We start from the raw sequence: 25,997 nt of genomic DNA on the forward strand, positions 1-25,997 counted from the left end.
CCTATCGTACGTTTCGTGACTGAAACAACTGAGCATCCCGGTCGCAGCGGCGGCGAAATCACGACAGCACAGAACCTTCCGGCCGATCTCGTCGAGCGGTATCGCCGAGACGGCTACGTCCACATTCCACGAGTACTCCATGCGACGGAAGTGGAGGCGTTCCTGGCCGACGCCCTTTCCCAATTGCACCAGCAGCCCACGGTCTCTTGGGATGCGCCCGAGGGCGGGAACGTGATGGATTGGGTCGCCGAACCGGAAATCGCCAGTGCGCAGATGCGAGGGCTCGCACTGCACCCCGAGATCACCGCCATCGCCGAGCGTCTGGCCGGGAGGCGGTTACGCATGTTCAAATCCGAACTGTTGCGCAAGCATTCGTCGGGAAGTGCCCGCACACCGTTGCACATCGATGAGCCTGCTTTTCCCATCGCGGCGGCGCCGGTCACCCTCACCGCCTGGGTGGCGCTGGTCGACGTGCCCGTGGAGCGCGGATGCCTGACGTTCCTTCCGGGATCACACCGCTGGCCCGGCGACACGGTCCCCACGGACGGTGAGCCGTTCGACGTTCGACCGGAATTGCGGTGGTGGCCCCGAGTGACAGTTCCGCTGCGAGCCGGTGACTGCACTTTCCACCACTCCCGGCTGGTCCACTCGGCCGGTGCGAATCACACGGAGGCGACCCGGATTTCACTGGCATCGGTGTACATGGACGCAGAGGCGGTCTATCACCCCAACCCGGATTCGTGGTATCAGGACAAGGTGCCGGACCGGGAGCCCGGACAAGCACTCGTCGGCGACCGTTACCCGCGCCTCAGCTGAATCCGTCACTCGCGTGGGTGCCTACGGACTGCCACGGAACCCACGCGAGTGCAGGGGAGTGAGCATCGCTCGGTCGGGGCGAGCTCTGCCGCGAAAGGTCGCGATGTGACACGTGCGGCCCACCGGCCCTGACGAGGCTCAGCGCCTGCGATGCGAACACCGCTTCGGGGCGGCTGCACATCGAGAAGCGACGAACGACGATATGCCAGCCGCGCTCGTGGGTCGGACCGGAGAAGCCGAAACCCGGGATGGACGGAATCACCAGGTGGAAGTCACGCGACAGCGGCTCGATCACGTCGAGGAAATCCGGGTACGAACCGGGTCAGCCGTGGATGAGGATCAGCGCGAGCGCACCGGTTTCGGAGGCCGGACGTGGTACTGCCGGTGGCCACGCTTCACGGCCGGGGGCACGGCAGAATGATCGGATGGTTGTGGCGATGGACGGCTCGAGTTCAGCTCGAAGCCAACGGGTGGTCGGGCGCGGTCGGTACGCATCGTTGGTGAAATCGCACCGCAGTACCCGAAGCGCGCTCGTCATGGTGGCCGTGTGCGCGAGCGCCGTTCTGTCCGCATGCTCGTCGTCGAGTTCGGAGGGGGACTTCACGGCCACCAGGGATCAGCCCTTGGTGATCTCGCTGGACGATCTACTCGCCGAGGCGGGCGGCAGCGCCGCGGTCGGGATCGCCGATCCGCGGCACGGCACGATCACCCGGCGCACCGACGGTGCGGTGGTGTACACGCCGGCGGCCGGGTACACCGGGTCCGACAGCATCACCGTGACCACCACCGACGCCGTGAAGCTGTTCACCACCGATATTCCGCCGCTCGGCGACTTCGGCGGGGTGAGCGTGCAGGGCAGCGGGTACGGGTCGGCGTTCACCCCGGTGCCCGGATCGACCGACGAGTTCTACGGTCTCACCGACCGCGGTCCGAATGTGGACGGCAAGGCCAAGAACGAGAAGCTCACGCCCATACCGTCTTTTACGCCCACCATCGCCAAGTTCAAGATGGTCGGAACCGAGGCGGTACTGGAGAACACCATCCCTCTGAAGGATTCGGCGGGCCGGCCGTTCAACGGCCTGGTCGACACCTCCGCCGGCACCGGCGAAACCATCCGCGGCCTCGACGGCGCCATCCTGCCGCCCACCGATCACGGCATCGACAGCGAGGGCCTGGCGGCGATGCCCGACGGTAGCTTCTGGGTGTCCGACGAGTATGGGCCGTTCCTCGTGCACTTCGATGCCAACGGCACCGAGCTGGAGCGGCTGGCGCCGGGCCGCGGGCTGCCCAAGGAGCTTTCGTTGCGCACCCCCAACCAGGGGATGGAGGGGCTCACCGTCACGCCGGACGGCAACACACTGGTCGGCATCGTGCAGAGCGCACTGAACGAGCCGGGAGTCGCATCGACGCGTGAGGTGCCCATGACACGTATCGTCACCGTGGATCTGAAGACCCGGGACGTCGAAGAATTCGTGTATCCGCTCGAGGATCCGAAGCAGAAGCTCGCGGTCTCCGAGATCACCGCGCTGAGCAATACCACCTTCCTGGTCGACGAGCGCGACGGCAAGAAAACTCCCAAGGCGAACAAGAAGCTCTGGACCATCGACATCACCGGCGCCACCGATGTCGGCCCCCAGGCGAAGGTCCAAGGTGCGCAATACGATCCGGAGTTGGGCCTGCTTGTCGACGGCAAGCCGCTGGAACTCCTCGTCGGCGCCGTACCCACCGCCGACGGCGTCGCCGTGCTCCGGAAGGCGGGCATCACCCCCGTCGCCAAGAAGTCCAACCTGGACCTCGGCGGCCTGCTGGACAGCCTCGACGGTAACGGCAAGTTCTTCGGTCACGACAAGATCGAGGGCGTCGCCACCCGTGACGGCGGCAAGACCCTCTACATCGCCGCCGACAGCGACTTCGGCATCGAGGCCGCCACCGGCGACCAGCCGCCCTTCGGACTGAAGGCCAAGCTCCTCGCCAACGGCGTGCAGGACTCGGGTGAGGTGCTGATGGTCGACACCACCAAGCTGCCCGCCAAGACGCAGGCGAAGACGATCACGATAACCGTGAAGTAGGTCCCACCGAGCGGCGAGAACGCGCGGTGCCCGGCGCAGGCTTCCCCTTTATGGTTATGGCCGACGGGCCGGTCCGTCGAGAGGAGTTGCCGATGGATGCCGAACACTTCCTGCCGTTCCGCAAGAGCGCGGTGATCTCTCTGTGTGCCGATGAACTCCCCGATGCGGAACGCGAATCGTTCGTGGAGTTCGCGAGTCTGCTCGCGGCGGTGGTGCACTACGAGTTCCACGTGCGCGGTGAGGCTGTGCTCGATGCCTATCAGCTCGTCGATCCCGCGGAGGACGAGCGGACGGTCCGTGCCGCTACGGCAGAGGATCGGGCGGCGGCGCGGGTGAGAGTGGAAGGTGAGCTGGTCGCGCTGGCCGAAGCGGCGGATTTCACCCGTATCGATGCCGCTGAGATCGAGCGCGCGTTCGCCGAGCACTCCCTGGTGAAGGTGCGCTTGGAGGTCGACCAGGAAGACGTCGATACCGCGATGTTCTTCCGGCGCGGGGTATCGCAGCGCACCGAACAGGTGAGGTGGCTGTTCGGTTTGCGGCGGCGCAGCATCGAATTCACCAGTTACGGCAAGGTTTTGGTGTACATCGCATTCACCGAGCGTCCGGAGGCCGTCGCGGATCGGCCCAACGGCGGTGTGCTGCTGAAACTGTTCCAGAACGTCCCGAAGAACGACCTCGAGATGCTGTATCCGAGCGTTCGGGTCCGGATGCGGCCGCTGGACAAGTTGTTGATCGGGGTGCCCGCGGTGGTCTCCGGAATCGTCGTGGTGGTCACCAAGCTGGTCGCCTCGCTGGGGCCGCTGGTGCTGATGCTGGCGTTCTGGATCGGGCTGCGCGAGGAATCCGTACGGCTGGATCAGGCCACGCTGATCACCCTCGGCGCCGGGTTGGCCGCCTTCGGCGGTTACCTGGTGCGGCAATTCTCCAAGTTCAAAAACCGCAAGATCAAGTTGATGAAGGCGCTGTCGGAACACCTCTACTTCCGCAATCTCGACAACGATGCGGGAGTGTTCCACCATCTACTCGGCGCCGCCGAGGAATCCGAGGTCAAGGAAGCCATCCTGGCCTACCACTTCCTGCGCACGGCCGACCGCCCGCTCACCGCCGCCGAACTCGATCGACTGGTGGAGGACTGGTTCCGCCGGCGGTGGGGGACCACCTTCGACTTCCAGATCCGCGACGGGCTCCGCCGACTCCGGGAATGGGAACTTCTCATCGAGCACGAGCGCGGCACACTCGGCGCGCTGCCGCTCGACGAGGCGAAACAGCGGCTGGATCATCACTGGGACAACCTGTTTCGTGTCGGACCACCGGCCGACGAAAGGCCGCGCCGGGCCGAGGTCACATCCGGCTGAAGCCGGCGCCTCGATCTGCGGCACGAGTTCAGTGGTCGGACCGCTCTTCGATCACTCCCGCGAGGGCCGACGCGATGAGGGCGACAGCCCGATCATCGTCGTGGGCCAATTGCTGCAGGACGCCCAGCGCGATGGTTCCCGGCATCTCGGCGAATGCCTGGGCCAGGCGTATCCGCACTGCGGAGTCCGCCGCGTGTGCGGCGAGCTCGTCGATCAGCGCACCCATGATCCGGTCAGCGAGCCCGGGGTCCAGTGCCAATGTTCCCAGGACCTCGGCCGCCTCGACGTCGCCCGTCCCCTCGACCACCATGCCGACGAGCGTCGGCACGGCCGCGGTCACGCCCCGCTTGCCCAACGCCAGACCGGCATGCCCGCGCACCGTCGGGTCGGAGTCCCCGAGTGCGTCCGCGAGCAACGCGCTCGCTTCGTCACCGGACATCTCGGCGATCGCCAGGACCGCGCGCCTCCGGATGTCGACGTTCTCCGAGTGCACGCCGGACGCCACGCTCGCCACGCCGTCACCGCCTGCCCGGGCGAGGGCCCACCGTAGGGCGCCGGCGACATTAGGATCCGATTCGGCGAGGACCGCCCCGGCCAGCAGCTCGATGGGAACCGGCACGTCCTCGGCCGGGGCCAGGACGGTTTGTTGCCGGCGCGCGGCATCGGGCGAGTTCAGCCCGTGCAGGAGCTCGACGATGCGCAGGACGTCCTGCCAGCCGGAGGGCGCCGAGGCATCGACCGTACGGAGTCGCTCGAGTAGCTCCTGCTCCCGATGCAGTCGCTCTTCGGTCCGTCGGATGAGGTCACCGACCAGTGCGGACGGCGTGAAGGCCGGATCCTCCAGAGCGCGTCCGATCTGTCGCAGCGACAATCCCAGAGACCGTAGGCATTCCACGTGGAAAATCCGGCGAATGTCCTCGGCGGAGTACTCGCGGTAGCCGCCGACGGTGCGGCCCGTCGGTCGCACCAGCCCGAGGTTGTCGTAGTGCCTGAGCATCCGGGTGCTCACCCCCGAGCGGCGGGCCACCTCGCCGATCAGCACGCTGTTCCCTCGACCCGTTCCGGACCGAGCGCGACGATCCGTTTCGCCTCGTCGACTGCTGGGTCGAAACCGGCATCCGGGTCGTGCAGAAGCCGCTGGGTGGCGCGGGCATGCGCACGCACCGTCGGGTCCGCGCTCGCCAGTCCCGTCTGCAGGACGGGCTCGATCACGTCGCCGAGTGCGACCAGTGCTCGGCTGAGACTCATTCGCACATTCCGGTCGCCGCGACCGAGTTGTGCGGCCAGTTCCGCGGCCAGCGCCTTCTGTTCCTCGGCGGGCACGAGGACGACCGCGGCACGCCATGCGCTGCGCGCGACATCGTCGTCGGCGTCGTGCAGCAACGACCGCGTGATCGCGGGCCACGCATTCACGTCCCCGATCTTGGACAGCGTATGCAACGCCTGGCTGCGCGCCTGAGCGTGCTCGGAACGGAGCTCCGCGCACAGTCTGGGCACCGTGACCTCCGCCGGGAAGCGGGTCAACGCCCAGGTGAGCATGTCGCGCACGAAAAAGTCCGGCTCGATCGCGCACCGTGCGACGAGGGTCTCGATGAGCTCCGGGTCGGGGCGCGTACCGGCGGCCAGAGCCGCCTGGAGCCGCGTCGACGAGTTTCCGGCACCCAACGCGTCGAGCAGGCGCGTGTCCTGTGAATTCCTGTGTGGCGAGTTGATGGGGACCACCTCCTGCACTCAGTGAAGACCTTGTCACGGTGTCAACGTCAAGTCGTGATTCGAGGGCGTCAGCTACCGCCGTCGCCCCGTGCCCGGTGCGGGTCAAGCGGAGGGGCAGCGTGTGGCCGGCTACCCCGCAGCCCAGCCGCTGGTAGCGCGGAGGTCAGGTTTCGGTGCGTGTGATCCAGTCGATGAGATCGTCCTCGACTTCCTCGCGGTTGAGCTCGTTGAGAATCTCGTGCCGGGCGTCCGGGTAGGCCCGGTAGGTGATGTCGGTCAGACCAGCGTCGCGGTAGCGCCGTACTTGAAGGTCGCTCAGGCGCAGCTTGTCGTTGAGCGGGTCGGCGTCGCCGACCATCACGTAGAGCGGCAGATCACTGCGGATTCCTCGAGGTTCGGCCAGCCGCTCGGTGGCTACGGTGGCCAGCAGCGCCATGTTGGCGGGGTCGATTTCGAATCCGCACCACGGGTGGGCCAGGTAGGCGTCGACCTGAGCTTCGTCGCGGCTCAGCCAGTCGGCCGACGTGCGCGTCGGCTCGAACTCCCGGTTGAACAAGGCCGGTAGGTCGCCCTGTGCGGCGGCGATGTCGACGAACAACTCGTCGACGGCCGTGGTGCCACACAGCACGACCTCGTCGACGAGGTCTGCGTGGTCGAGGAGGTACTGCTGGACGGCGAACGAGCCGAGGCTGTGCCCGAACAGGATCACCGGCAGCCCTGGGTGCTTGTCGCGCAGGATCGTGGTCAGCGTGACCATGTCCTCGACCAGCAGATTCCAGCCGTTGTCACCGAGATCGCCGGGGGTGCCAGTCATGCTGTGGCCGTGGCCGCGATGGTCGTTGGCGTAGACGGCGTACCCGAGCGCGGCCAGGCGGTCGGCGAGGTGGCTGTAGCGCTCGGCGTATTCGCCCATGCCATGAGCTATTTGGACGACGCCGCGGGGTGCGGCCTCGCCGGGAAGCCAACTGTGTACATGGATGATTGTGCCGTCACCGCTGGTGAAGGTGGACATGGATACTCCTGTGGATCCGTTGAGCTTGTGCGCAGGCACAGCTGAGGGACGCACGAAATCGTCGCACCGCTGTGACGCCGATCCCATGGACGCGCGGACAGCATCGTCCTCGAACTGTTGTTCCCGAGAACAATCAGACCCTCGGTAAGCTGCGAAGATGTCGAGAACAACGCCGCAACGGGCGATCGTCGACGTCGCCGCGATCCTGCTCGAGCGCATCGACGAACTCGGGCTGCGCCTGGCTCAGCGCTTCATCGTCGAACTCGACACCTACCGCAACCAGACCCAGGTGCCGTTCGAGACGATCCACACCTCCTGCACCCGCAACCTCACCTTGATGGTGCGCCACTTCACCTCCACCGCACCACTGGATCCCGAACCGCCCAGGGAGACCGGGCGACTGCGCGCCCAACAGGGGGTGCCGTTGGCGGAAACCCTGCATGCCTTCCGCATCGGGTTCGAATTCCTGTGGTCGGAACTGGTCGCCGAAGCCCGCCGCCATCCCTCGGTCACCGACGCGATGCTGGTCGACCTGGCCGCGGAGGTATGGGCGCTGTCGGGCGAGTACTCCGTCGCCGTCGCCGCCGCCTATCGGGAGATGAGTTCGGAACTGATCCTGCAGCGCGAGCACGAACGTTCGGTACTCGTGGAGGCGTTGTTCACCGGCGTCATCGCCGACCCGGCCACCCTCGGCGAAGCCACACGAATCCTCGGACTGCCACCTACGGGACGCTACGTGGTGGTAGCCGCTGACGTGCCCGCCGCGGGTCGCGAAGCGATACCCGGCATCGAGACCGCACTCAACAGCGCGCAGATCACCTCTGCCTGGCGGCTGCTGCCCGACCAGCAGATCGGCGTTCTGTCCGTGCCCGAGCCTCGAGAAGCTCTGGCAATCCGCATACTTCGCAAATCCCGCGCGCGCGTCGGGGTGAGCCCGCCCTACGATGCGCTCACCGAGACACCACAAGCGCTGCATTTCGCACGCCTCGCATTGAGCGGGCTCGGTAGGCGCGCCTTCGGTGTCGCCCGATTCGACGACAACCCCCTTGCGATGCTCGTCGCGGCCGCCCCGGCCGAAGCCGAACGAATGGTCCGCCTCCGGCTCGGCCCGCTGCTCGCCCTACCATACGAGGAACGGACCAGGCTGCTGGAAACACTCGAAACATGGTTCAGTGCGGGAGGTTCGGCCGCGACGACCGGTGAGCGTCTATATCTTCACGCGAACTCCATCCGGTACAGGTTGCGGCGGATCGAGGAACTGACCGGCTTATCGCTGACGAATCCCGCGGCAGTTCGCGATCTCGGCGCCGCGCTCGAAGCGCTACCGGTGCTCGCAACGCGACCACTGTGACAGTTCGCCATGCTGCTGTCGGGAGTAACCAACCAGCCGCGGGAAGTGCTTCCCGCAGAGGGGGGTCAGCGCGCTTGCGCCCGCAATTGCCCTTCCGGAGGCAGTGTGGCGGTGAACGCTCTGATGTGCTCGGCGATGACCTCGGCGTGGTCCTCGAGTGCGAAGTGCCCGGTGTCGAGAATATGGATGTCAGCATCGGGCAGATCGCGGCGGTAGGGATGTGCGCCGGATTCCGGGAAGATGTCGTCGTTGCGGCCCCAGGTGATCAGGGTGGGCGGCCGGTGGCCGCGGAAGTAGTTGTGCCACTGCGGATACAGGTCGGGATTGGTGCGGTAGTCGTAGAGCAGGTCGAGCATGGCGTCCTTGTTGCCGGGGCGGGCGAGCAGGGCGCGTTGCAGCAGCCAATTGTCCGGGTCGATGCGGGTGGGATCGCCTACGCCATGGGTGTAGTTCCATTCCAGGGCGGCATCGGACATCCCGGCGTCCCGGATGGCGTCCCGGTTGCTGTCGCTGGGGTCGTTCCACAGCGTGCGAAGCGGCGACCAGAAGCTGTCGGGCAGTCCCTCATCGTAGGCGTTCGCGTTCTGCACAACCAGGAACCGCACGCGTTCGGGGTGCCGGGTGGCGAGACGGAATCCGATGGGGCCGCCGAAGTCCTGCATGTAGAGCCCGTAGCGGTGCAGGCCGAGTGCCTCGGTGAACTGGACGATGATGTCGGTCAGATGGTCGAAGGTGTAGTCGAATTCGATGCGGTCGGGTGCGCCGCTGTGCCCGAATCCCGGGTAGTCGGGAGCAATGACGTGGAACCGGTCCGCGACGAGCTCGATCAAATGCCGGAACATGAACGACGAGGCCGGAAATCCGTGCAGCAGAAGAAAAGTGGGCTTGTCCGGGTCTCCTGCCTCACGGTAGAAGACCTCGACTCCATCGGTGACGATCGTGCGGTAGTGCGTGGTCATGAGATTCCTATCGGTAGTCGGCCTGGATGGACAGCGGCATCGGTTCGGGCCGGACGTGACCGGATGCCTGTCGGGGTTCGGCTCAGAGCCGATTTCGCGGGCCGGACTTGGACCGCATGTCAGTCGCAGGCCACAACCGGGTGCGGTGGGGCCACACCGCCCGGGTCGGAAACGGAGGTCCGGCGGTGGCGCAGCCTGTCCACGGCCCAGACGGCAGAAGCCGATATGGACAGGGTTGCGCCGAGGGCGCAGACGGCATGCCACCCGGCGACGCTGTAGAGCGCGGTGGCGGCCACGGCTCCGCCGCCGGAGCCGAGTGAGTAATAGACCATGTAGCTGCCGATCAGGCGACTGCTCATGGCGGGGTCGATGTGCACGATCAGGTGCTGGTTGGTCACATGCAGCGCTTGCCCGGCCAGGTCGAAGACGATCACCCCGACCACCAGCAGCACCAGGGAGTACGGCGTCGCCGCGATCGCCGCCCATGACAGTGCCAACAGGACGAGTGCGATCGCGCTGACTGTTTGCGCCCGGCCACGGTCGGCCAGTCGTCCCGCTCGGGTCGCACCCAGCGCACCGGCCGCGCCGGCGATCGCGAACATACCGATCTCGCCGGTGGACAGATGCCACGGCGCCGCCGCCAAAGGCAGTGCCATCGAACCCCATAGCGCACCGAACGCGGCGAACATCAGAAGTCCGATCAGGCCGCGTATGCGAAACACCGGCTCACGCACGCTCAGGCGCACCACGGAACCGACCAGGTAGGCATACGAAACCCGTTCCCGCGCAACATGATCACGCGGCAGCAGACGCGCCAGCACCCCTGCTGAGCCCAGCATGAGCGCGGCCGACACCGCGAACACCGCCCGCCACCCCGCAACCTCGGCGATCAGACCGGATACGCTGCGGGCCAATAGGATACCGATCACCACCCCGCCGGTCACCGTACCCACGACCCGACCCCGTTGCTGTGGCGCACTCAGGGCCGCGCCGTAGGCGACGATGACCTGCACCACGACCGACGCCGACCCGACCAGCGCACTCGCCGCGAAGAACCAGACCGCGTCCCGCGACACCGCGACACCTACGAGGCCGCAGGCGGCAGCCGAGGTGAGGCTCAGGATGAGGCGCCGTCGATCGACCAAGTCGCCCAGGGGCACGAGCAACACCAGACCGAGCAGGTAGCCCGCTTGGGTCAGGGTGGTCACCAGGCCGAGCTCGCCGGTCCCGACCCCGAGGTCCGCGCCGATCCGTTCCACCAGCGGTTGCGCGTAGTAGACATTGGCCACCGACGTTCCACAGGCCACCGCGAGCACTGTCGCCAGACGCGTGCCGATCTCGCTCGACCCCACTGTGCCCGTATCGGCGCCGACGCTCGGACTCATCGCACTCCTTCACCTGCGGTCCGCGGCGACTCGCCACGACATCATGGTTTTGATTTAAAACCATGATGTCGGGGTTGGTAGTTTTATGCAACTATGGATTCCAGAGCCGAACGTGGCGGATAGAAGTCAGGAGACGGCATGAGCGACACCGGGGCGCGCGAGCGGGTTTGGACCGATCCGCCGTGCCCGGTCGCGCGGACGATCGATCTGATCGGCGACAAGTGGTCGCTGCTGATCATTCGCGACGCCTTCGACGGCGTCACTCGGTTCGGTCAGTTCCACCGCAGCCTGGGCGTGGCCAAGAACATCCTCAGCGACCGGTTGCGCAACCTTGTCGAGATCGGTGTACTTCGCGTCGAACCAGCCTCCGACGGCAGCAGATTCCAGGAATACGCACTCACCGAGGCAGGGCGGGAACTCTTCGATCTCGTCGTGAGCCTGCGCCAGTGGGGCCAAGGCCACGCTTTCTCCCCCGGGGAGCCCCATTCCCAACTGGTGGATGCCACCACGGATCTGCCCGTGCCCGAACTGACCTACACGACCCCCGACGGCAGGGTCATCCAGGCCGACGAAACTCGAGTACGCAAAGTTGGCGAGCCCCGCCCGGCCGACAGATGACCGTCGTGCCGAACAGGCTTTCCGTCATCAGGGCAAGCCATGCGGTGAGACAACGCGCTGAGCGCCACGGCGGTCAGCGCGAGGACACCCGTGAGCAAGGGCACGGAGATCCGCAGGTCATTCGGCCGGCACGCTATCCGGCGCCACCGAGGAGCGCATCGCGGCCACTTCGGCGCGCAGAGCTTTGATCTCGGCGACGAGTTCGGTGATCTCCCGGTCGGTATGCTCCACGTTCGCCTCGACACTCTTCAGCTGATCCATCACCCAACTGGTGGTGGTGCCGATCGCGAAACTGATCAGGCCGATGCCCAAGGTCATCAGGATCAACGAGATCAGACGACCTTCGGTCGTCACCGGATACACATCGCCGTAGCCGACGGTGGTCACCGACACCATCGACCACCACAGCGCGTCACCGAAATTGTGGATCTTGCTGTCGGCCGCCCCGTACTCGGCGTCGAAGAAGGCCAGACTGCACAGCAGCAACAGGAGTATCGAACTGGCCCCGACGAACACCGCGAGCCTGGCTCTGGTCGTCGTGTTCCGGTTCAACGTGCCGATCACAAGCATGGCGGCCCGCAGCAGCCGCAGCGGGCGAAGCGGCGGCAGCGCCACGATCAACAGGTCGACCGGGTGGGTGCGCAGGAACCGCAACCGGTTCCCGGACAGCCACAACCGCACCGCGAAATCCAGCGCGAACGCCGCCCAGATCAGCACGTCGACCCGGGTGAGCCAGGCGTCGAGACGAGGTGAGGCCCCGGTGTCGAGCACCTGCCAGGCGTAGACGCCGAGGAACGCGACGGCCAGCACCATCAGGGGAATGCCGGTCGTCCGCTCCCAGGACTGTCTGCGGGTGAACTCGGAATGTGTTTCGGGCATCGAACTACCTGTGTCGCTCAGCTGCGGTGTCGGCGACACCGCGAGTTCGGCCGCTGAGGCTCCCGAAAGAGACCGGCCGTTCTCCGCAGATTCTCACACGGAATCGAAGGCGCCATGCCGATCCATGTCGCATTCCGGCGAGGCACACCTGCCGCCGGCAGCGGCTGCTGTCTACGATGACGGCGTCTCAGCTGGTGACGGCGTCGTAGGCGGCCATCAGGATGCCGAGGGCCCGGGCATTGTCGTCGCTCCACAACACCTGGTTCATCACATAGGAGACCGTCATCCGATGCTCCATATCGACAAGCACCAGGGATCCGCCCCACCCGCCCCACGAGCAGGTGCGCCCCTCGAGCCGGTAGCCGAGGCCCCATCGGATCGGCTGTGCCAGGATTCGGTCCTCGCCCCGGAACTGTTCGTCGAACACGCGCTCGCAACCGGTCCTGGACAGCAGGCGGACACCGCGGATGCCGCCGCCGCAGGCCAGGATCGACTGGATCGCGGCGACCGAGCGTGCGTTGCCGTGCCCGTTGATCGCCGGGATCTCCGCGCGCCGCCACGCGAGGGTGTTGGCGTCGGACACCCCGACCGGGAATCCCTCAGGGCGGTCCCCAGCGGGATCGGGGATGAGCGTGGCGACCCGATGGTCGTGCTCTGGGGCGAGCCCGATATGGAAATCCGCACCGAGCGGGGCGGCCACCTCCTCGGCGAAATAGGCGCCCACGCTGCGTCCGGTCACCCGGGCGATGACCTCGCCGATGAGGAAACCGTAGGTGATCGAGTGATATCCGGCCGCGGCGCCCGGCTCCCATTCCGCGGACTGCCCGGCCAGGCGCGCGGTGACGGTCGGCCAGGAATACAGGTCGGTGGCGGTGATCGGGTCGTTCCACACCGGCAGGCCCGCTGTGTGGCCGAGCAGGTGCCGCACCAGCACGTCCTGTTTGCCGCCCGCCGCGAACTCCGGCCAATATCCGGCGACCGGCGCGTTCAGATCGAGTTCGCCACGGTCGGCCAAGATGAGCGCGCACAACGCCACCATCGTCTTGGTCGTCGAAAAGACGTTGACGATGGTGTCCTCCTCCCACGCGGCACTGCGATCGGCGTCGACGTAGCCACCCCAGATGTCGACTACCGGTTCACCGTCGATGAACACCGCGGCCGACGCTCCGACGTCATCGACGTCCAGCGAGGCCGCGAGCGCCTCGGCGACACCGGCGAATCGCGCGTCGTATGAACCCCGCACTTCCGTAGTCACGTGCGCACTCTAGACCGCGCTTTCATAAGCGAACGAATGATTTTCACTGACCGCGACGCCCCCGGCCGCGCGATTCGCCAACGGACCGAGCTCGCAGGGCGTCGCCGGTGAAGTTTTTTCCACTGCGGCTGAGCTGGGAGTTCGGTGAGTGGCTGAGGGCGCCGGTGAGAACAAGACTGTTTGTTCGTGAATTGTCTCGGCATCCTGGCACAGCGATCCAGGGAAGGGAGATCCACCGATGACGAATCCGTCGAACGCCGCTGTGCCACTGCATCTGGCCGGGAACAACGCGCCGGTCACCGAGGAATTCACCGTGGAACCGACAGAGGTGATCGGAGAGATACCCGCGGACCTGAACGGAATGTTCGTGCGCAACGGTCCCAACCCGCGTACCGGTTGGTCACCGCACTACTTCGCCGGAGACGGCATGGTCCACGCGGTCGCTCTGGCAGAAGGCCGGGCGCGCTGGTATCGCAATCGCTACGTGCGTACCCCGCTCTATCGCCACCCCGGCCGCTCGCGTTTCGAGCTCGGTTTCGACCCCGCGACCGCGACGATGGATTACCGGGTCACCACCGCCAACACCCACGTGATCGCCCATGCGGGCCGACTTCTGGCCCTCGAGGAAGGCGGCTTCCCTTACCACCTCACCGCGGAGCTGGAGACCGTGGGACCGTTCACCTTCGGCGGCGCGCTGCGAACGCCGATGACCGCGCACCCCAAGATCTGTCCCGAATCCGGCGAGTTGCTCTTCTTCGGGTACCGGCTGAGCCCTCCGTATCTGACCTACCACCGAGCTTCATCCTCCGGCGAGCTGCTCCAGACGCAACCGATCGAGATTCCGCGAGCCACGATGATGCACGACTTCGCCGTGACCCGGCGCCACGTGGTCTTCATGGACCTGCCGGTGGTGTTCGACCAGGCCGCCACCGGGTGGCGCTGGGACGACGGACATCACGCCCGGTTCGGGGTCATGGCCCGCACGGGTGGCCCGGTCCGCTGGTTCGACATCGAACCCTGCTATGTGTGGCACACCCTCAACGCCTTCGAGACCGACGGCATCATCATCCTCACCGGTACGCGGGTGCCCGTTCTGTGGCGGACCGGTACCGACGACATCGGCGGCGGGCTACCGCGCTTGCACCAGTGGCGCCTGAAGCTTGCCGAGGGAACCGTCACCGAACAGCAGGTCGACGACGCGGTGGTCGAGTACCCGCGCGTCGCCGACACCGCGGTCGGGCACCGCCACCGCTTCGGTTACCTGACCAGCTTCGCGCTCGAAGCCGAACCGCACCACTCCAGCATCTACCGCTACGACTTCGCCGACGGCGCTTCCCGGCACACCCATCGACTGCCCGAAGGGCACACCTGCGGCGAGGCCGTGTTCGTCCCGCGCCACCAGGCGACGGACGAGGACGACGGATACCTGATGAGCTTCGCCCACAACCGCATTCGCGGAAACGGCTACCTCCTGATCCTCGACGCCGCCGACCTCGACAGCCCGCCCGTCGCCGAAGTCCACCTGCCCGTCCGAGTCCCCACCGGATTCCACGGCAGTTGGATCTCCACATGATTCTCCAGGATGCGAGTCAGTTCAAGTGGTATGTCATCCCGCTGCTGCTGCTCGTCATCTACATCTATGCCGTCGAAGTCGAAAGGCGAAACTGGGACATCCTGTTCGCTGGGCTCGCACTGTGGGGCGTCGTGGACGTTCGTCCCTACCGATCAGCCCCTGATCGGGGCGATGCTGGAGAACTCGCCGACCAACCGTTCACTCGACGCGCTAGCGGCCCCGTCGCCGTACGACTACGAGGGCGTCTCGCCCCGGGGATGGAGTGCGCAGGTGCACACCTTCGACGTGGCCGTGACACCCACTCCACTCCGGGTCGAGTTCAGTGACGGCAACCGGCTGGACCTGGTTCTGCACACTGTCGACGGGTTGCGCCAGACGCCGCAGCAACCGGGAATCACCGGTCAGCCGCGGCACTTCGACGGGAACCATCGAACTGCCGTCGGAGCTGTTGACGGGCCTGGACGCGCAGCCCGCGACCGTGCGCGACTTCGTTCGAAGCGCGTTGGGCGGCGATCGTTTCACCGACACCCCGGTCGATGTCACCGACGCCCGGTTCCACATCGGCCTGTGGGGTCTGACCCTGAACCGATCCTGATCCGAGCGCTCAGGAGCGGCCGGGCCGGGGCAGGGTAGTGATCGCCGCGGCCTTCCTGGTCAGATGCCGTCCGATGGCCTCGATGCGTTCGGAGGCGAGCTCGATGAGAGGATGCACCGCTATCAGCAGTGCGACATGACCACGTGGATCCAGCACCGGCGCCGTGATCGCGGCGACCGGGCCGGACGTGGCGTCGGGGAATCCGATCGTGGTGAATTCCGCTCGGAGTTGATCGAGGGTCTCGCGGATGTTCGGCGGGAGGGCGATGGCGCCGGTGTCGAGGGTGCCCAGCAAGCTCGCGGCCTGGCCCAGCGCGGGTGAGGTGCGATCCACGTCGAATCCGCGGTCACGAACCGCGGCCAGCCCTTCGGCCAGTCGTTTCGAAGTCTGTGTGCCGGCGGGCGCGGTCCGCTGGATCCAGGCGCGGCGTCCCTCCTCGGTATCCCAGGCCGCGAAGGCGGCGCCGAACGGGGGAGCGTACGGGATGCGATCACCCGGCCACAGTCGCTCGCCGCCTTCGAACGCCGTGATCACCAAGGAGTCGTCGGTGAGTTTCTCGGTAACCGAGGCGGCATAGCCGAACTCGGCGGCGAGTTCGACCGAGGCCGCCCGGGCGGCCTCGACGAACGGGCGAGTGTTGACCGCCGCGGCCACCGGCGTCAGACCGGGACCGAGAGCGAAGGTCTTACCGGCCGGATCCCGACTGACCCAGCCCCGATCACACAGAGTCTTCAGAATCGCGTGCGTGGTGGCCTGCGTCAGGTCCAGCTCGCGGGCGATGTCGCTGTAACGCAGCCGCTCACTGCCGGGGCGGGACAGCAGCTCGACGATATCGACGACCCGTGCTGTCGGCGCCGACACCGCACCCCGCATTCTGGCTCCCTTCGCCCGCTGCTGCACCTTCAAGATCGCAGCACCTACAAGATCAGATTTCTTGATAGAATAAATCGAATATTCGATTAATGCAAGAACGTTGGCCTCTCCGTTCGCGCCCATCTGGATCACCGAGATGGTGCGCCGGCAGCACGGCAGGTAGAAAGGTTCGCGCCGAGGAACACCGTCCCCGGCGGGGCTCGACCGCGGGCGCTTGCATCGCACTCTGAGCAACGTCGGACGTGGGGGTGGGGTATCCACACCCCTTGGGTGTCTATTTGCCATGCGTTTGCTACATGACGATTGGAGTGCCCATCCCCGATCGCTCCGGCGAGGAAGAACGAGCTCATGTCCATCGCTCTCGCACAGGCACGTCTCACCCGCACGGCTGCGCACGCGCGCAAGCACACAACTCCTTCGGCGCCGCGGACGACCGTACCCGTCATCGAAGCAATCGCGACCGGCGCGCCTAGCCAGGTCCTCGACCAAGCCGTCGCAGCCGACTGGGTAGCTGAGCAATTCACCGATCCGGAGCAGCAAACCCGGATCAGGCGCATCTTCGGCAAGACCATGATCGACACCCGGCGATTCGCGGTCGACCCGCTGGATCCTCGACATCATGCGCCGGGCGGCAAACCTGCGACGATCCAGGATCGCATGCAACTGTTCTACCGCCACGCCGTTCCACTGGCGGTCGATGTGGCGCGGCGCGCGCTCGGCGGTGTCGACCCGGCCGACCTCGGACTTCTCGTGTTCGCCACGAGCACCGGCGTCATCGCGCCCGGCGTCGACGTCGCGGTCGTCGAAGAACTCGGATTGCCCCGGTCGGTCGCTCGCCTGGTGGTCAACTTCATGGGCTGCGCGGCAGCGATGAACGGAATTCGCACCGCCTCGGACTTCGTGCGGGCCAACCCGGGCAAGAAGGCGATGGTTCTGTGCATCGAGCTCAACTCGGTGCATGCCGTCCCCATCGAAGACGTCGACGACGCGGTGAGCTACAGCCTGTTCGGAGACGGTTGCGGCGCGGTCGTCATCGGAGCGCGCCAAGGGCCGGAGCGTGCCGAAGCCGGGACGATCGTCATCCGCGACAACTTCACCCACCTGTTCGAGGGCACCCGAGACGGCATCGCGGTCGGCGTCAACCCCGACGCCATCACGTGCGAGCTGTCCGAGAACGTACCCCAGTACATCTACAACGGCGTTGCTCCCGTCGTCGGAGACATTCTGCATCGCAATGAATTACGACAACCGGACGTCGATGTGTGGGCAATCCACCCGGGCGGGCCGAAGGTCTTGCTCGAATCCGCGCGATCGCTCGGCCTCCCGCCGGAAGCTTCGTCGACGAGCTGGGATGTGCTCGGCGAGTACGGAAACATGTCGAGCGTCTCACTGGTCTTCGTGCTCGAACGGATAGCCGGTGAGACCGGGGCGAACAAGCCGATCTCGACGGGCGTCGCGTTCTCGTTCGCGCCGGGAATCACGATCGAGGGGTTCGTCTTCGACGTCGTTCGCCGGTGATCACCTCGCTTACGACAACTACCCCTTCGAAGCTGGCGGACCTGCGAGCGATGCCAGGCGATCCGGTGGGAGCCTCGGTCGGTACTAATCGCGCCAGACAGGTGGGCGCTTCGCCAGGAACGCCGCCATCCCCTCACGCGCGCCGGGAAGTTGAGCAGCGGCGGCCATGACTTCCAGGGCGAGAGCGTAGGCATCTGCTTCAGGGCGGTCGAGTTGACTGTAAAGAGTGCGTTTGCCGAGTGCCTTGCTGGCGCGGCTGCCCCGGGTAGCGCGCGCGAGCAACTCGTCCACTGCGGCGTCCAGCTCGGCGTCTGGCACCGCTCGGTTGATCAGGCCCCACTGTTCGGCGGTGCGGGCATCGATCGGGTCGCCGGTGAGAGCCAGTTCCATCAGGCGCTTACGGCCGACGGCGCGGGCCACCGGCACCGCAGGGGTGTGGCAGAACCAGCCACCCTTGCCGCCGGGGAGGGCGAAACCGGCTGATTCGGCGGCGACAGCGAGATCGCATGAGGCCACCAACTGGCAGCCTGCGGCCGTGGCCAGACCTTGCACCCGGGCGATCACTACCTGCGGCACCGACTCGATGGTGGACATCAGCTCGGTGCACAGTGTGAGCAGTTCCCGCACACCGAGCAGATCGCGCGCGGCGACGTCGGCGAAGTCATGTCCTGCGGAGAACGCCGGACCGTGCGCCCCGAGCACTATCCCGGTGGCGTCGGTCTGACCGGCGGCCCGGAAGGAGGCGAGTAGTTCGGTGAGATGCTCGCCCGACAGCGCATTGCGCCGCTCCGGCCGGTTCATGGTGATGCGCACCGTGTCACCGTCCCGCGCGACCAGCAGATGCCGATATTCCAAGGCGGTCATCTCTCCACCGTAGAACTTGCGAGCAACGACAGGACGCGAGGTCAGCACTGTCGCGCCACGGCCAACAGGCTGTTATCCGCCGCGCCGCGGGGGAGCTTGTGCGGTGAGTCGCCGGACGGATCCGACGGCTTCGCGATCGAGGACCTATACCAGCCCTTGCCGTACCGCGAACACGGCCAGCATCACGCGGTTCTTGGTACCGGTCTTCGTCATCGCGGCGGCGATATAGGACTTCACCGCGGTGACTCCCACATGTAGCGCGTCGGCGATCTCCCGGTTCGTCGATCCGGCCCCCACCAAGGCGACCACCTCGCGTTCACGCGGCGTGAGAGTGTGGCCACTGCCCGGCTCCCGATGTCCGGTGAGGGCTCGGTGCACCAAGCGGCGAAGGACATCCGGACTGAACGGGCTGTCCCCCTCCGCGGCCTGCCGAACAGCCTGTAGCAGCTGCCGCGGGCTCGCGTCCTTTGCCAAGAAGCCGCAGGCGCCGGCTTGCAGCGCGGGGTAGAGATGATCGTCGTCATCGAACGTCGTCAGGACGACGACCTTCGACGCAGGCACCGACGAGGCGATCATCCGGGTCGCCTCGATGCCGTCCATTCCCGGCATGTGCAGATCCATGACCACCACGTCGGGCCTGGTGTCCTGGGTGAGCCGGACGGCTGCGGCTCCGGCGCTCGCTTCGCCGACGACCACGATGTCGTCGGCGCTCCCGCAGAGCATGCGCAGACCGGCTCTGACGAGATCTTGGTCGTCGACGAGGAGTACCGAGATCACGATTTCGTCTTCGACGGCAGTGTGGCCGACAGCCGCCAGCCGTCGCCTTCCGGCCCGTAGTCGAGGTCGCCGTCGAGGGCCTCGAGTCGCTCACGCATGCCGACGAGACCGAATCCGCCATTCCCGTCTCGGTATTGCGCCTTTCGATGGTTGCGGATCGATACGGCGATATCGCCGTCATCGATGTCGGCGCGCACGGTCAGCGCCGTACCGGTTTCGGAATGCTTGACGGCGTTGGTGATGCCCTCCTGAAGGGTGCGGTACAGCACGAGTCCACGAACGCCGTCGATATCCGTGATGGCGGGATCGATGGCGGACTCTACGAGCAGACCTGCCCTCCTCGCGTTCGTGAGCAGCGCATCGATCAGGTCGAACAAGGCCGTGCGATCGTCGGCGAGCATGGAGCCGACACTCGCGGCACGGGCGTCGTCGCGTAGGACGTTCATCAATTCGCGCAGATCGTTCATCGCCGCCTCGGCAGTGTTGTGGATGTCGGCGAGCAGGCTTTCCACCTCGTCCGCGGCGAGAACGGGAACGTACCGGGCCATTCCGACCCGGACGAGTATGGCCGAGACGTGATGGGCGACGATGTCGTGCAGATCGCGGGCGATCTGCGCCCGTTCGGCTCGGCGCGCCGACTCGGCCTGCAATGCCACGTTCCGCTCGGCCTCCTCCGCGCGCCGCCGCAAGGACGCGATGTAGCCGCCGCACAGCACCGGTACGATCACCAGCAACAGCAACCGGTACACCAACGGCACCGCTCCGGGATCGCTCGCCCGGCCGTCGATCGCGAGGTAGGCGGCGCAGAGCGCCACGACGGCGACGGCTTGCTGCCGCGGTCCTCGCCTGAGCGCGAGTTCGAACAGGGCGACGGCTGCCCACGCCTTGACGCCGATGCCCGCTGACTGGCCGTACTCATGGGCCGCCACGAGCAGTACCGCCTGCCCGCACAGCACCGCCAGCGGCCACCGGCCCCCGGCCAACAGCAGAGCGCCGGACAGGATCGAGATGACGACGTCGATGTCAGCGGCGCCTCGAACCAGCACGTAGGCCAGTCCGACAGGTATCGCGAGCAGACGAAATACCGCGAGCATACGGGCGAACCGCCTTCAACCGGGGATGCCCGGTGGCATCCGCATCTTGCCGCCGCCGAAGGGTCCACCCCCGACGAGGACAGTCGAACCGACCATATAGCCGAAATCGTCGGAGCACAGCGCGAGGATTGCGCGTGCGATCTCCCCGGTGGTGGCCATACGCCCGAGACCGGAGACGTTCAGCGGACCCCAAGCGTCGCGGAAGGTGTCCCACACCGCGTCGGGCATACCGCTCGGCCGCACCAGTGCGGTGTCGGTCGTGCCCGGCGCGATCGCGTTCACGCGGATGCCCTTGTCCGCGTAGTCCAGCGATACGGACGCCACCAGTCCTTGCAGTGCCAGCTTGCTGGCGCTGTACGCTGCGCCGCCAGGGCGCCGGGATTCGGAGGTCGTGCAGATGATCACCCCGCCGCCGGATCGGAGCATCAGCGGTACCTCATGCTTGATCGCGAGGAACACTCCGCGCACGTTCGTGTCCAGCACGTCGTCGAAGTGCTCGACCGGCATCTCGTGCGCGGGCGCCGTGATCGAGATGCCCGCGTTGTTCAACGCGATGTCCAGCCGGCCGAATCGCCGGTCCACCTCGGCGAGGAGGTTCCGCATGTCGTCGGCGACGCGGACGTCGGCACGCACATATCGAGCCGCGGAACCGATGGAACGCTCGATGCCGCGCCCGAGATGTTCGCGGCGACCGCAGAACACCACCGCGGCGCCTTCGCCGGCGAACGCCCGCACAGCGGCTTCGCCGATTCCGGAGGTTCCGCCGGTGACCAGAACGACCTTCCCGGCGAATCGTCCGCTCGGCGGTGCTTCCGGCAGCGGCGCGGTCGGCGGATTCCGCAGGTAGGCGGGGACGGTCACGGCCGTCGTGACCGCCGCCGCACCGGCGGCCGCCGTTGCGAGCCCGACGAATGCCCGTCGCGAACGCTTCGGTCCTCCGGCAGGGTCCTGTACCGCATCGGGCTCTGTCACATCGCTCATGCCCTCATGGTCATCGCAGGCCGCTCACGGCGGTACCTACTTCTGGCCGCAAAGTGTCGGCCACGAGGCTGATAACGGCGAACCCGCGTGCACTGGCCACACCGGGTCGCTCGCGCCCACCGGGATGTCGGTGGGGTGGAGTAGGCAGAGGTCATGACTTCATCCGCCAGAGCTCCCGACCCCTCCTTGCCCACCTCGGGCCCCCGCCTACTGGACGTCCGGCGCCTGTGGGCCGAACCGGACGCGCTGGCGAGCCCGCGCGGCAGGCAGGTGCGCGCGCGCTTCCCCGATGCCGAGGTCATCACCGTCGCCTCCCACTGGAACATCGACGAGCTGCACGGCAACGCGGGCAACGTCGACCGCTGGATCCGGGTCAAGACCGAGGATCTCGTGCTCGGGGTCAAGAAGTCGCTGACGGCCCGGGCGAACGGTCGCTCGGCCGACTGGATCGCACCCTCGACGTCCAACGGCTGCGCGATGGCGTGTGCCTACTGCTACGTCCCCCGCCGCAAGGGCTACGCCAACCCGATCACGGTGTTCACGAACATCGACAAGATCATCGGCTACCTCGGACGCCACGTGCGCAGGCAGGGGCCCAAGACCGTGCCGAACCAGTGCGACCCCCACGCGTGGGTCTACGACCTGGGCGAGAACAGTGACTGCTCGGTCGACGCCCTGGTCAGCGACAACGTCGCCGACCTGATCACCGCGTTCGGCGCCTGGCCCACCGCGAAGGCCTCGTTCGCCACCAAGTACGTCAACCGCGACCTGCTCGACCTCGACCCCCGCGGGCGGACCCGGATCCGGTTCTCGCTCATGCCAGAGGCCGACTCCCAGCTGCTGGACCTGCGCACGACGCCGATCCGGCAGCGCATCGCCGCGATCGATGACTTCGTGGCAGCGGGCTACGAGGTGCACGTCAACTTTTCCCCTGTGGTCGTCCGCCCCGGCTGGGAGGAGGACTGGGCGGAGTTGCTGGAGCAGCTCTCGGACGGCACCGGCTCAGCCTTCAAGGCCCAGGCCGCCGCGGAGATCATCATGCTCACCCACAACGAGCAACTCCACGAACTCAACCTCGGCTGGCACCCGAAGTCCGAGGACCTGTTGTGGCGCCCGCAGATCCAGCAAGCCAAGCGCTCCCAGTCGGGCATGTGGAACGTGCGCTACCGCAACAACGTCAAGGCCGCCGGGGTCGAGACGCTGACCGATCTCATCGCCGCGCGGACGCCCTGGTTGACAGTCCGCTACGCATTCTGAACCGCCGAGTCGCCCTCTGCCGAAAGCCGTCCGGGTCGACGGTCGTCAGCAGGTCTCGGACGTGCACCTGCGCTTCGTTACCCGACGCGGTGGCGGGGGCAGCTCACCGCTGGTTCCCGCCGTGCGGCGCCAGAGGGGGATCGGGGCGCACGTGCGCCCGCATCCCTTGCAGGCCGAACAGGATGAGAAGCTCGACCACGCCGCCGTCGGCGCTGCCCAGCCAGTGCGGCAAGGACGTGTCGAATTCGGCTGCCTCACCGGCGGACAACGTCAGGTCGCGCTCGCCGAGCACCAGCCGCAGGCGACCGTTGAGCACGTACAGCCACTCGAAGCCTTCGTGCGTCTGCGGCGTCGGTTCCAGCGGTTGCGGCCGAGCGGGAATGATCATCTTGAACGCCTGGGTACCGCCGGGCCGTCGGGACAGCGGAATGAAGATCATTCCGAACCGCCGGATCGGCTTCAGGTGGATGCGGGGGTCGCCGGTGCGCGGGGCGCCGACGAGTTCGTCGAGCGGAACGTCGTAGGTGCGGGCCAGCGGCAGCAGCAACTCCAGACTCGCCCGGCGCTGCCCGCTCTCCAGCCGCGACAGGGTGCTCTCCGACACCCCGGTCCGCACCGCGAGATCGGCGAGGGTGATGCCGCGGTCGCGCCGCAGCGCACGTAGCCGCGGCCCTACCGAGTCGAGCACATCGTTTGTTTCGCGGTCCACGAACTCATCTTGCCGGAACCGCAAGATTTCGTGCCAGATCGGGGCCGGCGCGGCGAGACTGAGCGCGTCCCGACCCAAGGAGCCTCGATGAGCACCACCGATGCGGTCACATTCTGGGACGGCGTCTACGCCGCCCGATTGGAAGCCACCACCCCGCAGTCGAATTACCTTCTCGCCGAGATGGTTTCGAGCCTGCCGCCCGGAAACGCGTTGGACCTGGGGTGCGGCGACGGCGGCGACGCACTGTGGCTCGCCCACCAGGGGTGGCACGTCACCGCCATCGACATCTCGGTCGTCGCGGTCGAGCGGCTCGGCCGCCTCGCCATCTCACACGGCCTCGGTGACCGCATCGTCGCCGAGTGGCATGACCTGCGCGAGTCCTTCCCGCAGGGCTGGTTCGACCTGATCTGCGCCCACTACCTGCACACCCCCTTCGACCTGGACAGGGCAACCGTCCTGCGCACGGCGGCGCAGGCGCTTCGTTCGGGTGGGCGGCTACTGGTCGTCGACCACGGATCCACCGCGCCGTGGTCATGGAACCAGGATCCCGACCCCCGGTACCCGACCCCGCACGAGGTCGCCGCAGGGATCGGGCTCGACCCTGCGACGTGGACGGTCGAGCGGGCTGACGCGCCCCGCCGGATCGCGACCGGACCGGACGGGCGCACCGCCGAGGTCACCGACCACGTCCTGCTCATCCGCCGCACCGCCTGACCTGCCGCCGAAGCCGCTCCCGCCGGAAGGAGCCACCATGCCCACTGCCTCCCGCCGCGCCGACACCCCGCCGCCACGGACCTCGAGCAGCGAGATCGAAACCCTGCGCGCTTTCCTCGACTACCTACGAGCCTCGATCACCGCGAAGGTCGACGGCGCCCCTGAACCGCAGGTCCGGACAGCCGCAGTGCCGTCGGGCACGAACTTGCTCGGACTGCTCGAGCACCTCACTTTCGTGGAGCGCTCGACATTCTTCGGAGACAAGGTCACCGACTGGCAGGCGACCTTCCAGGCCCCACCGGCCGACAGCGTCGCCGAAGTCGTCGCCCGCTACCGACGAACAGTCGAATTCGCGAACAAAGTCCTCGACGGGTGCACCGACCTCGGCGCATCCGTCCCCCGGCCGCGGCCGGACAGCCCCGCTCCCAGCCTCCGCTGGGCACTCACCCACATGATCGAGGAAACCGCCCGCCACGCCGGTCACGCAGACATCCTCCGCGAACTGATCGACGGCGCGACAGGCCGCTGACCCTTTGTCCGGGAGAAGGACCCCATGATCACCGCAACCCGGCCGCCGACGCGCGGCCTCCTCCGATCCGCACGAGCGATGGCTACCCTAGCGCTCACCCTCCTGCTCGCGATAGGTGCCGCAGCCTGCTCCGCCACCACCCGTGACGTCGCCCCCTACACCGCCGCGACCCAGGGCGACCCCGCGTTCGAAAACACTTTCCGGCACGAGTTCGCCGACGTCGACGGTGTCGGTATGCACTATGTGACCGGCGGCAGCGGCACGCCGGTCGTCCTGATCCACGGCTGGCCGCAGACCTGGTACGGCTGGTGGCCGATCATGCCCGCACTCGCCGAACACCACACCGTGTACGCCGTCGATCTCCCCGGACTGGGCGACAGCACCGACTCGCCGACCGGCTACGACAAGGCCACCCTCGCGCGATACATACACCCCCTCATCGCCGACCGGCTCGGAGTGCGCGACGCCCGCGTCATCGGCCATGACTTCGGCGCCGCCGTCGCATTCCAGTACGCCGCTCAGTTCCCCGCCGACACCGCACGTCTCGGCTATCTCGACCTGCCGCTGCCCGGGCCCGCGATCGATGCGCCCACATACCGCTCACTGAGCTGGCACATCGCCTTCCACACTCAGCGGCGGGTCCCCGAAACGGTGGTCGGCGACGACGTCCGCGAGTACCTGGCCCTGTTCTACCCACAAGTCTCCTTCGGGGGAACAGCATTCGGCGGCACGTCGGACCGAGCCCCCTTCACCGACGCCGAGATAAACGAGTTCGCACGTACCTACAGCAGGCCCGAGGCCCTGGCGGGCGGCTTCGAGCTCTACCGCGCCCTCGACAAAGACGTCCGCGACACCATGGCGGCAGCACCGACGGATGTACCGACCCTTCTCATGACTGCCCAGGGGCAACTCGATGCGGTCCGGGCCACCGTGGCCCCACGCCTGACCAACATTGTGCAGGCTGTGGACGTGCCGCGCGCGGGACACTGGCTCGTCGAGGAGAATCCCCACTTCGTCACCGCGGAACTACAGCGCTTCCTCGATTGATGACACCGTGCGCTTCCATAGGATGAGGACCGCTGTCACGGCAAGCAAGTCGGC

The 25,997-nt window shown here is 67.0% G+C and carries 25 protein-coding genes; 12 read left to right on the forward strand and 13 right to left on the reverse strand.

The window, feature by feature from the left end; translation table 11 throughout:
• The first annotated feature begins 15 nt into the window (after window positions 1-15).
• The 3 genes from IU450_RS23105 (at window position 16) to IU450_RS23115 (ending at window position 4,240) form a co-directional block, all read left to right on the forward strand.
• Window positions 16-816, forward strand: coding sequence for a phytanoyl-CoA dioxygenase family protein (locus IU450_RS23105; protein WP_195151826.1), 801 nt, complete (start codon window positions 16-18; stop codon window positions 814-816).
• 500 nt (window positions 817-1,316) lie between these two features.
• Window positions 1,317-2,885, forward strand: coding sequence for an esterase-like activity of phytase family protein (locus tag IU450_RS23110; protein WP_324197778.1), 1,569 nt, complete (start codon window positions 1,317-1,319; stop codon window positions 2,883-2,885).
• 92 nt (window positions 2,886-2,977) lie between these two features.
• Window positions 2,978-4,240 (forward strand): TMEM143 family protein, encoded by a 1,263-nt coding sequence (locus IU450_RS23115; RefSeq protein WP_195151827.1) that lies wholly within the window; start codon window positions 2,978-2,980, stop codon window positions 4,238-4,240.
• 28 nt (window positions 4,241-4,268) lie between these two features.
• Here the strand turns inward: IU450_RS23115 and IU450_RS23120 are convergent, their stop codons facing one another.
• The 3 genes from IU450_RS23120 to IU450_RS23130 all read right to left on the reverse strand — a co-directional run bounded on the left by IU450_RS23120 (window position 4,269) and on the right by IU450_RS23130 (window position 6,965).
• Complete coding sequence (locus IU450_RS23120) at window positions 4,269-5,282, reverse strand: MerR family transcriptional regulator (protein ID WP_195151828.1); 1,014 nt, start codon at window positions 5,280-5,282, stop codon at window positions 4,269-4,271.
• Entirely contained in the window at window positions 5,276-5,962 is a 687-nt protein-coding gene (locus IU450_RS23125) for a HEAT repeat domain-containing protein (protein WP_416382899.1), read from the reverse strand. Before IU450_RS23125 ends, IU450_RS23120 begins: the two co-directional genes overlap by 7 nt.
• Window positions 5,963-6,116: 154 nt before the next feature.
• A complete protein-coding gene (locus IU450_RS23130; RefSeq protein ID WP_195151830.1) occupies window positions 6,117-6,965 on the reverse strand; it encodes an alpha/beta hydrolase in 849 nt (282 codons plus the stop codon).
• A gap of 157 nt (window positions 6,966-7,122) precedes the next feature.
• Between IU450_RS23130 and IU450_RS23135 the strand changes: the two genes are divergently transcribed.
• Window positions 7,123-8,316: a PucR family transcriptional regulator gene (locus IU450_RS23135; protein ID WP_195151831.1), complete on the forward strand. Its 1,194-nt coding sequence runs from the start codon at window positions 7,123-7,125 to the stop codon at window positions 8,314-8,316.
• A gap of 65 nt (window positions 8,317-8,381) precedes the next feature.
• Here IU450_RS23135 and IU450_RS23140 read toward each other — a convergent pair whose 3' ends face one another.
• Complete coding sequence (locus IU450_RS23140) at window positions 8,382-9,275, reverse strand: alpha/beta fold hydrolase (protein ID WP_195151832.1); 894 nt, start codon at window positions 9,273-9,275, stop codon at window positions 8,382-8,384.
• A gap of 119 nt (window positions 9,276-9,394) precedes the next feature.
• Window positions 9,395-10,660: an MFS transporter gene (locus IU450_RS23145; protein WP_195151833.1), complete on the reverse strand. Its 1,266-nt coding sequence runs from the start codon at window positions 10,658-10,660 to the stop codon at window positions 9,395-9,397.
• A gap of 138 nt (window positions 10,661-10,798) precedes the next feature.
• Here IU450_RS23145 and IU450_RS23150 point away from each other — a divergent pair, with 138 nt between their 5' ends.
• Window positions 10,799-11,278, forward strand: coding sequence for a winged helix-turn-helix transcriptional regulator (locus IU450_RS23150; protein WP_195151834.1), 480 nt, complete (start codon window positions 10,799-10,801; stop codon window positions 11,276-11,278).
• Window positions 11,279-11,395: 117 nt separating this feature from the next.
• Here IU450_RS23150 and IU450_RS23155 read toward each other — a convergent pair whose 3' ends face one another.
• Both IU450_RS23155 and IU450_RS23160 read right to left on the reverse strand, forming a co-directional pair.
• A complete protein-coding gene (locus IU450_RS23155) occupies window positions 11,396-12,157 on the reverse strand; it encodes a potassium channel family protein (RefSeq protein ID WP_195151835.1) in 762 nt (253 codons plus the stop codon).
• A gap of 187 nt (window positions 12,158-12,344) precedes the next feature.
• Window positions 12,345-13,412, reverse strand: coding sequence for a serine hydrolase domain-containing protein (locus tag IU450_RS23160; protein WP_195151836.1), 1,068 nt, complete (start codon window positions 13,410-13,412; stop codon window positions 12,345-12,347).
• A gap of 238 nt (window positions 13,413-13,650) precedes the next feature.
• On the opposite strand from IU450_RS23160, the gene IU450_RS23165 reads away from it, so the two are divergent.
• Both IU450_RS23165 and IU450_RS23170 read left to right on the forward strand, forming a co-directional pair.
• Window positions 13,651-14,985, forward strand: a complete 1,335-nt coding sequence (locus tag IU450_RS23165) for a carotenoid oxygenase family protein (RefSeq protein WP_195151837.1) — start codon at window positions 13,651-13,653, stop codon at window positions 14,983-14,985.
• 322 nt (window positions 14,986-15,307) lie between these two features.
• Entirely contained in the window at window positions 15,308-15,580 is a 273-nt protein-coding gene (locus IU450_RS23170; RefSeq protein ID WP_195151838.1) for a hypothetical protein, read from the forward strand.
• A gap of 9 nt (window positions 15,581-15,589) precedes the next feature.
• Here the strand turns inward: IU450_RS23170 and IU450_RS23175 are convergent, their stop codons facing one another.
• Window positions 15,590-16,480: a helix-turn-helix domain-containing protein gene (locus tag IU450_RS23175; RefSeq protein WP_324197784.1), complete on the reverse strand. Its 891-nt coding sequence runs from the start codon at window positions 16,478-16,480 to the stop codon at window positions 15,590-15,592.
• A gap of 321 nt (window positions 16,481-16,801) precedes the next feature.
• Here IU450_RS23175 and IU450_RS23180 point away from each other — a divergent pair, with 321 nt between their 5' ends.
• A complete protein-coding gene (locus IU450_RS23180; protein ID WP_195151839.1) occupies window positions 16,802-17,971 on the forward strand; it encodes a type III polyketide synthase in 1,170 nt (389 codons plus the stop codon).
• Window positions 17,972-18,055: 84 nt separating this feature from the next.
• Here the strand turns inward: IU450_RS23180 and IU450_RS23185 are convergent, their stop codons facing one another.
• The 4 genes from IU450_RS23185 to IU450_RS23200 form a co-directional block, all read right to left on the reverse strand.
• Window positions 18,056-18,835, reverse strand: coding sequence for an enoyl-CoA hydratase-related protein (locus IU450_RS23185; RefSeq protein WP_195151840.1), 780 nt, complete (start codon window positions 18,833-18,835; stop codon window positions 18,056-18,058).
• Between the two features lie 144 nt (window positions 18,836-18,979).
• The gene (locus IU450_RS23190) at window positions 18,980-19,612 is read right to left on the reverse strand and encodes a response regulator transcription factor (protein ID WP_195151841.1); all 633 of its coding nucleotides are present in this window, start codon (window positions 19,610-19,612) and stop codon (window positions 18,980-18,982) included.
• A complete protein-coding gene (locus tag IU450_RS23195; RefSeq protein WP_195151842.1) occupies window positions 19,609-20,706 on the reverse strand; it encodes a sensor histidine kinase in 1,098 nt (365 codons plus the stop codon). The genes IU450_RS23190 and IU450_RS23195 overlap by 4 nt, the downstream gene beginning before the upstream one ends.
• A gap of 15 nt (window positions 20,707-20,721) precedes the next feature.
• A complete protein-coding gene (locus IU450_RS23200; RefSeq protein WP_195151843.1) occupies window positions 20,722-21,687 on the reverse strand; it encodes an SDR family NAD(P)-dependent oxidoreductase in 966 nt (321 codons plus the stop codon).
• Between the two features lie 153 nt (window positions 21,688-21,840).
• Here IU450_RS23200 and IU450_RS23205 point away from each other — a divergent pair, with 153 nt between their 5' ends.
• The gene (locus IU450_RS23205; protein ID WP_195151844.1) at window positions 21,841-22,944 is read left to right on the forward strand and encodes a spore photoproduct lyase family protein; all 1,104 of its coding nucleotides are present in this window, start codon (window positions 21,841-21,843) and stop codon (window positions 22,942-22,944) included.
• A gap of 103 nt (window positions 22,945-23,047) precedes the next feature.
• Here the strand turns inward: IU450_RS23205 and IU450_RS23210 are convergent, their stop codons facing one another.
• Window positions 23,048-23,653 carry a helix-turn-helix domain-containing protein gene (locus IU450_RS23210; RefSeq protein WP_195151845.1) on the reverse strand — a complete coding sequence of 202 codons (606 nt, stop codon included), beginning with the start codon at window positions 23,651-23,653 and terminating at the stop codon, window positions 23,048-23,050.
• An 87-nt stretch (window positions 23,654-23,740) separates the two neighbouring features.
• Here IU450_RS23210 and IU450_RS23215 point away from each other — a divergent pair, with 87 nt between their 5' ends.
• From IU450_RS23215 to IU450_RS23225, 3 genes are all read left to right on the forward strand, one after another.
• On the forward strand, window positions 23,741-24,367 hold the full coding sequence (locus IU450_RS23215) for a class I SAM-dependent methyltransferase (protein ID WP_195151846.1): 627 nt from the start codon (window positions 23,741-23,743) through the stop codon (window positions 24,365-24,367).
• A 37-nt stretch (window positions 24,368-24,404) separates the two neighbouring features.
• The gene (locus IU450_RS23220; protein ID WP_195151847.1) at window positions 24,405-24,896 is read left to right on the forward strand and encodes a DinB family protein; all 492 of its coding nucleotides are present in this window, start codon (window positions 24,405-24,407) and stop codon (window positions 24,894-24,896) included.
• A gap of 78 nt (window positions 24,897-24,974) precedes the next feature.
• Entirely contained in the window at window positions 24,975-25,943 is a 969-nt protein-coding gene (locus IU450_RS23225; protein ID WP_228834967.1) for an alpha/beta fold hydrolase, read from the forward strand.
• Window positions 25,944-25,997 lie beyond the last annotated feature (54 nt).

Origin of the sequence: Nocardia abscessus (assembly GCF_015477775.1) — a bacterium.
GTDB lineage: Bacteria > Actinomycetota > Actinomycetes > Mycobacteriales > Mycobacteriaceae > Nocardia > Nocardia abscessus_A.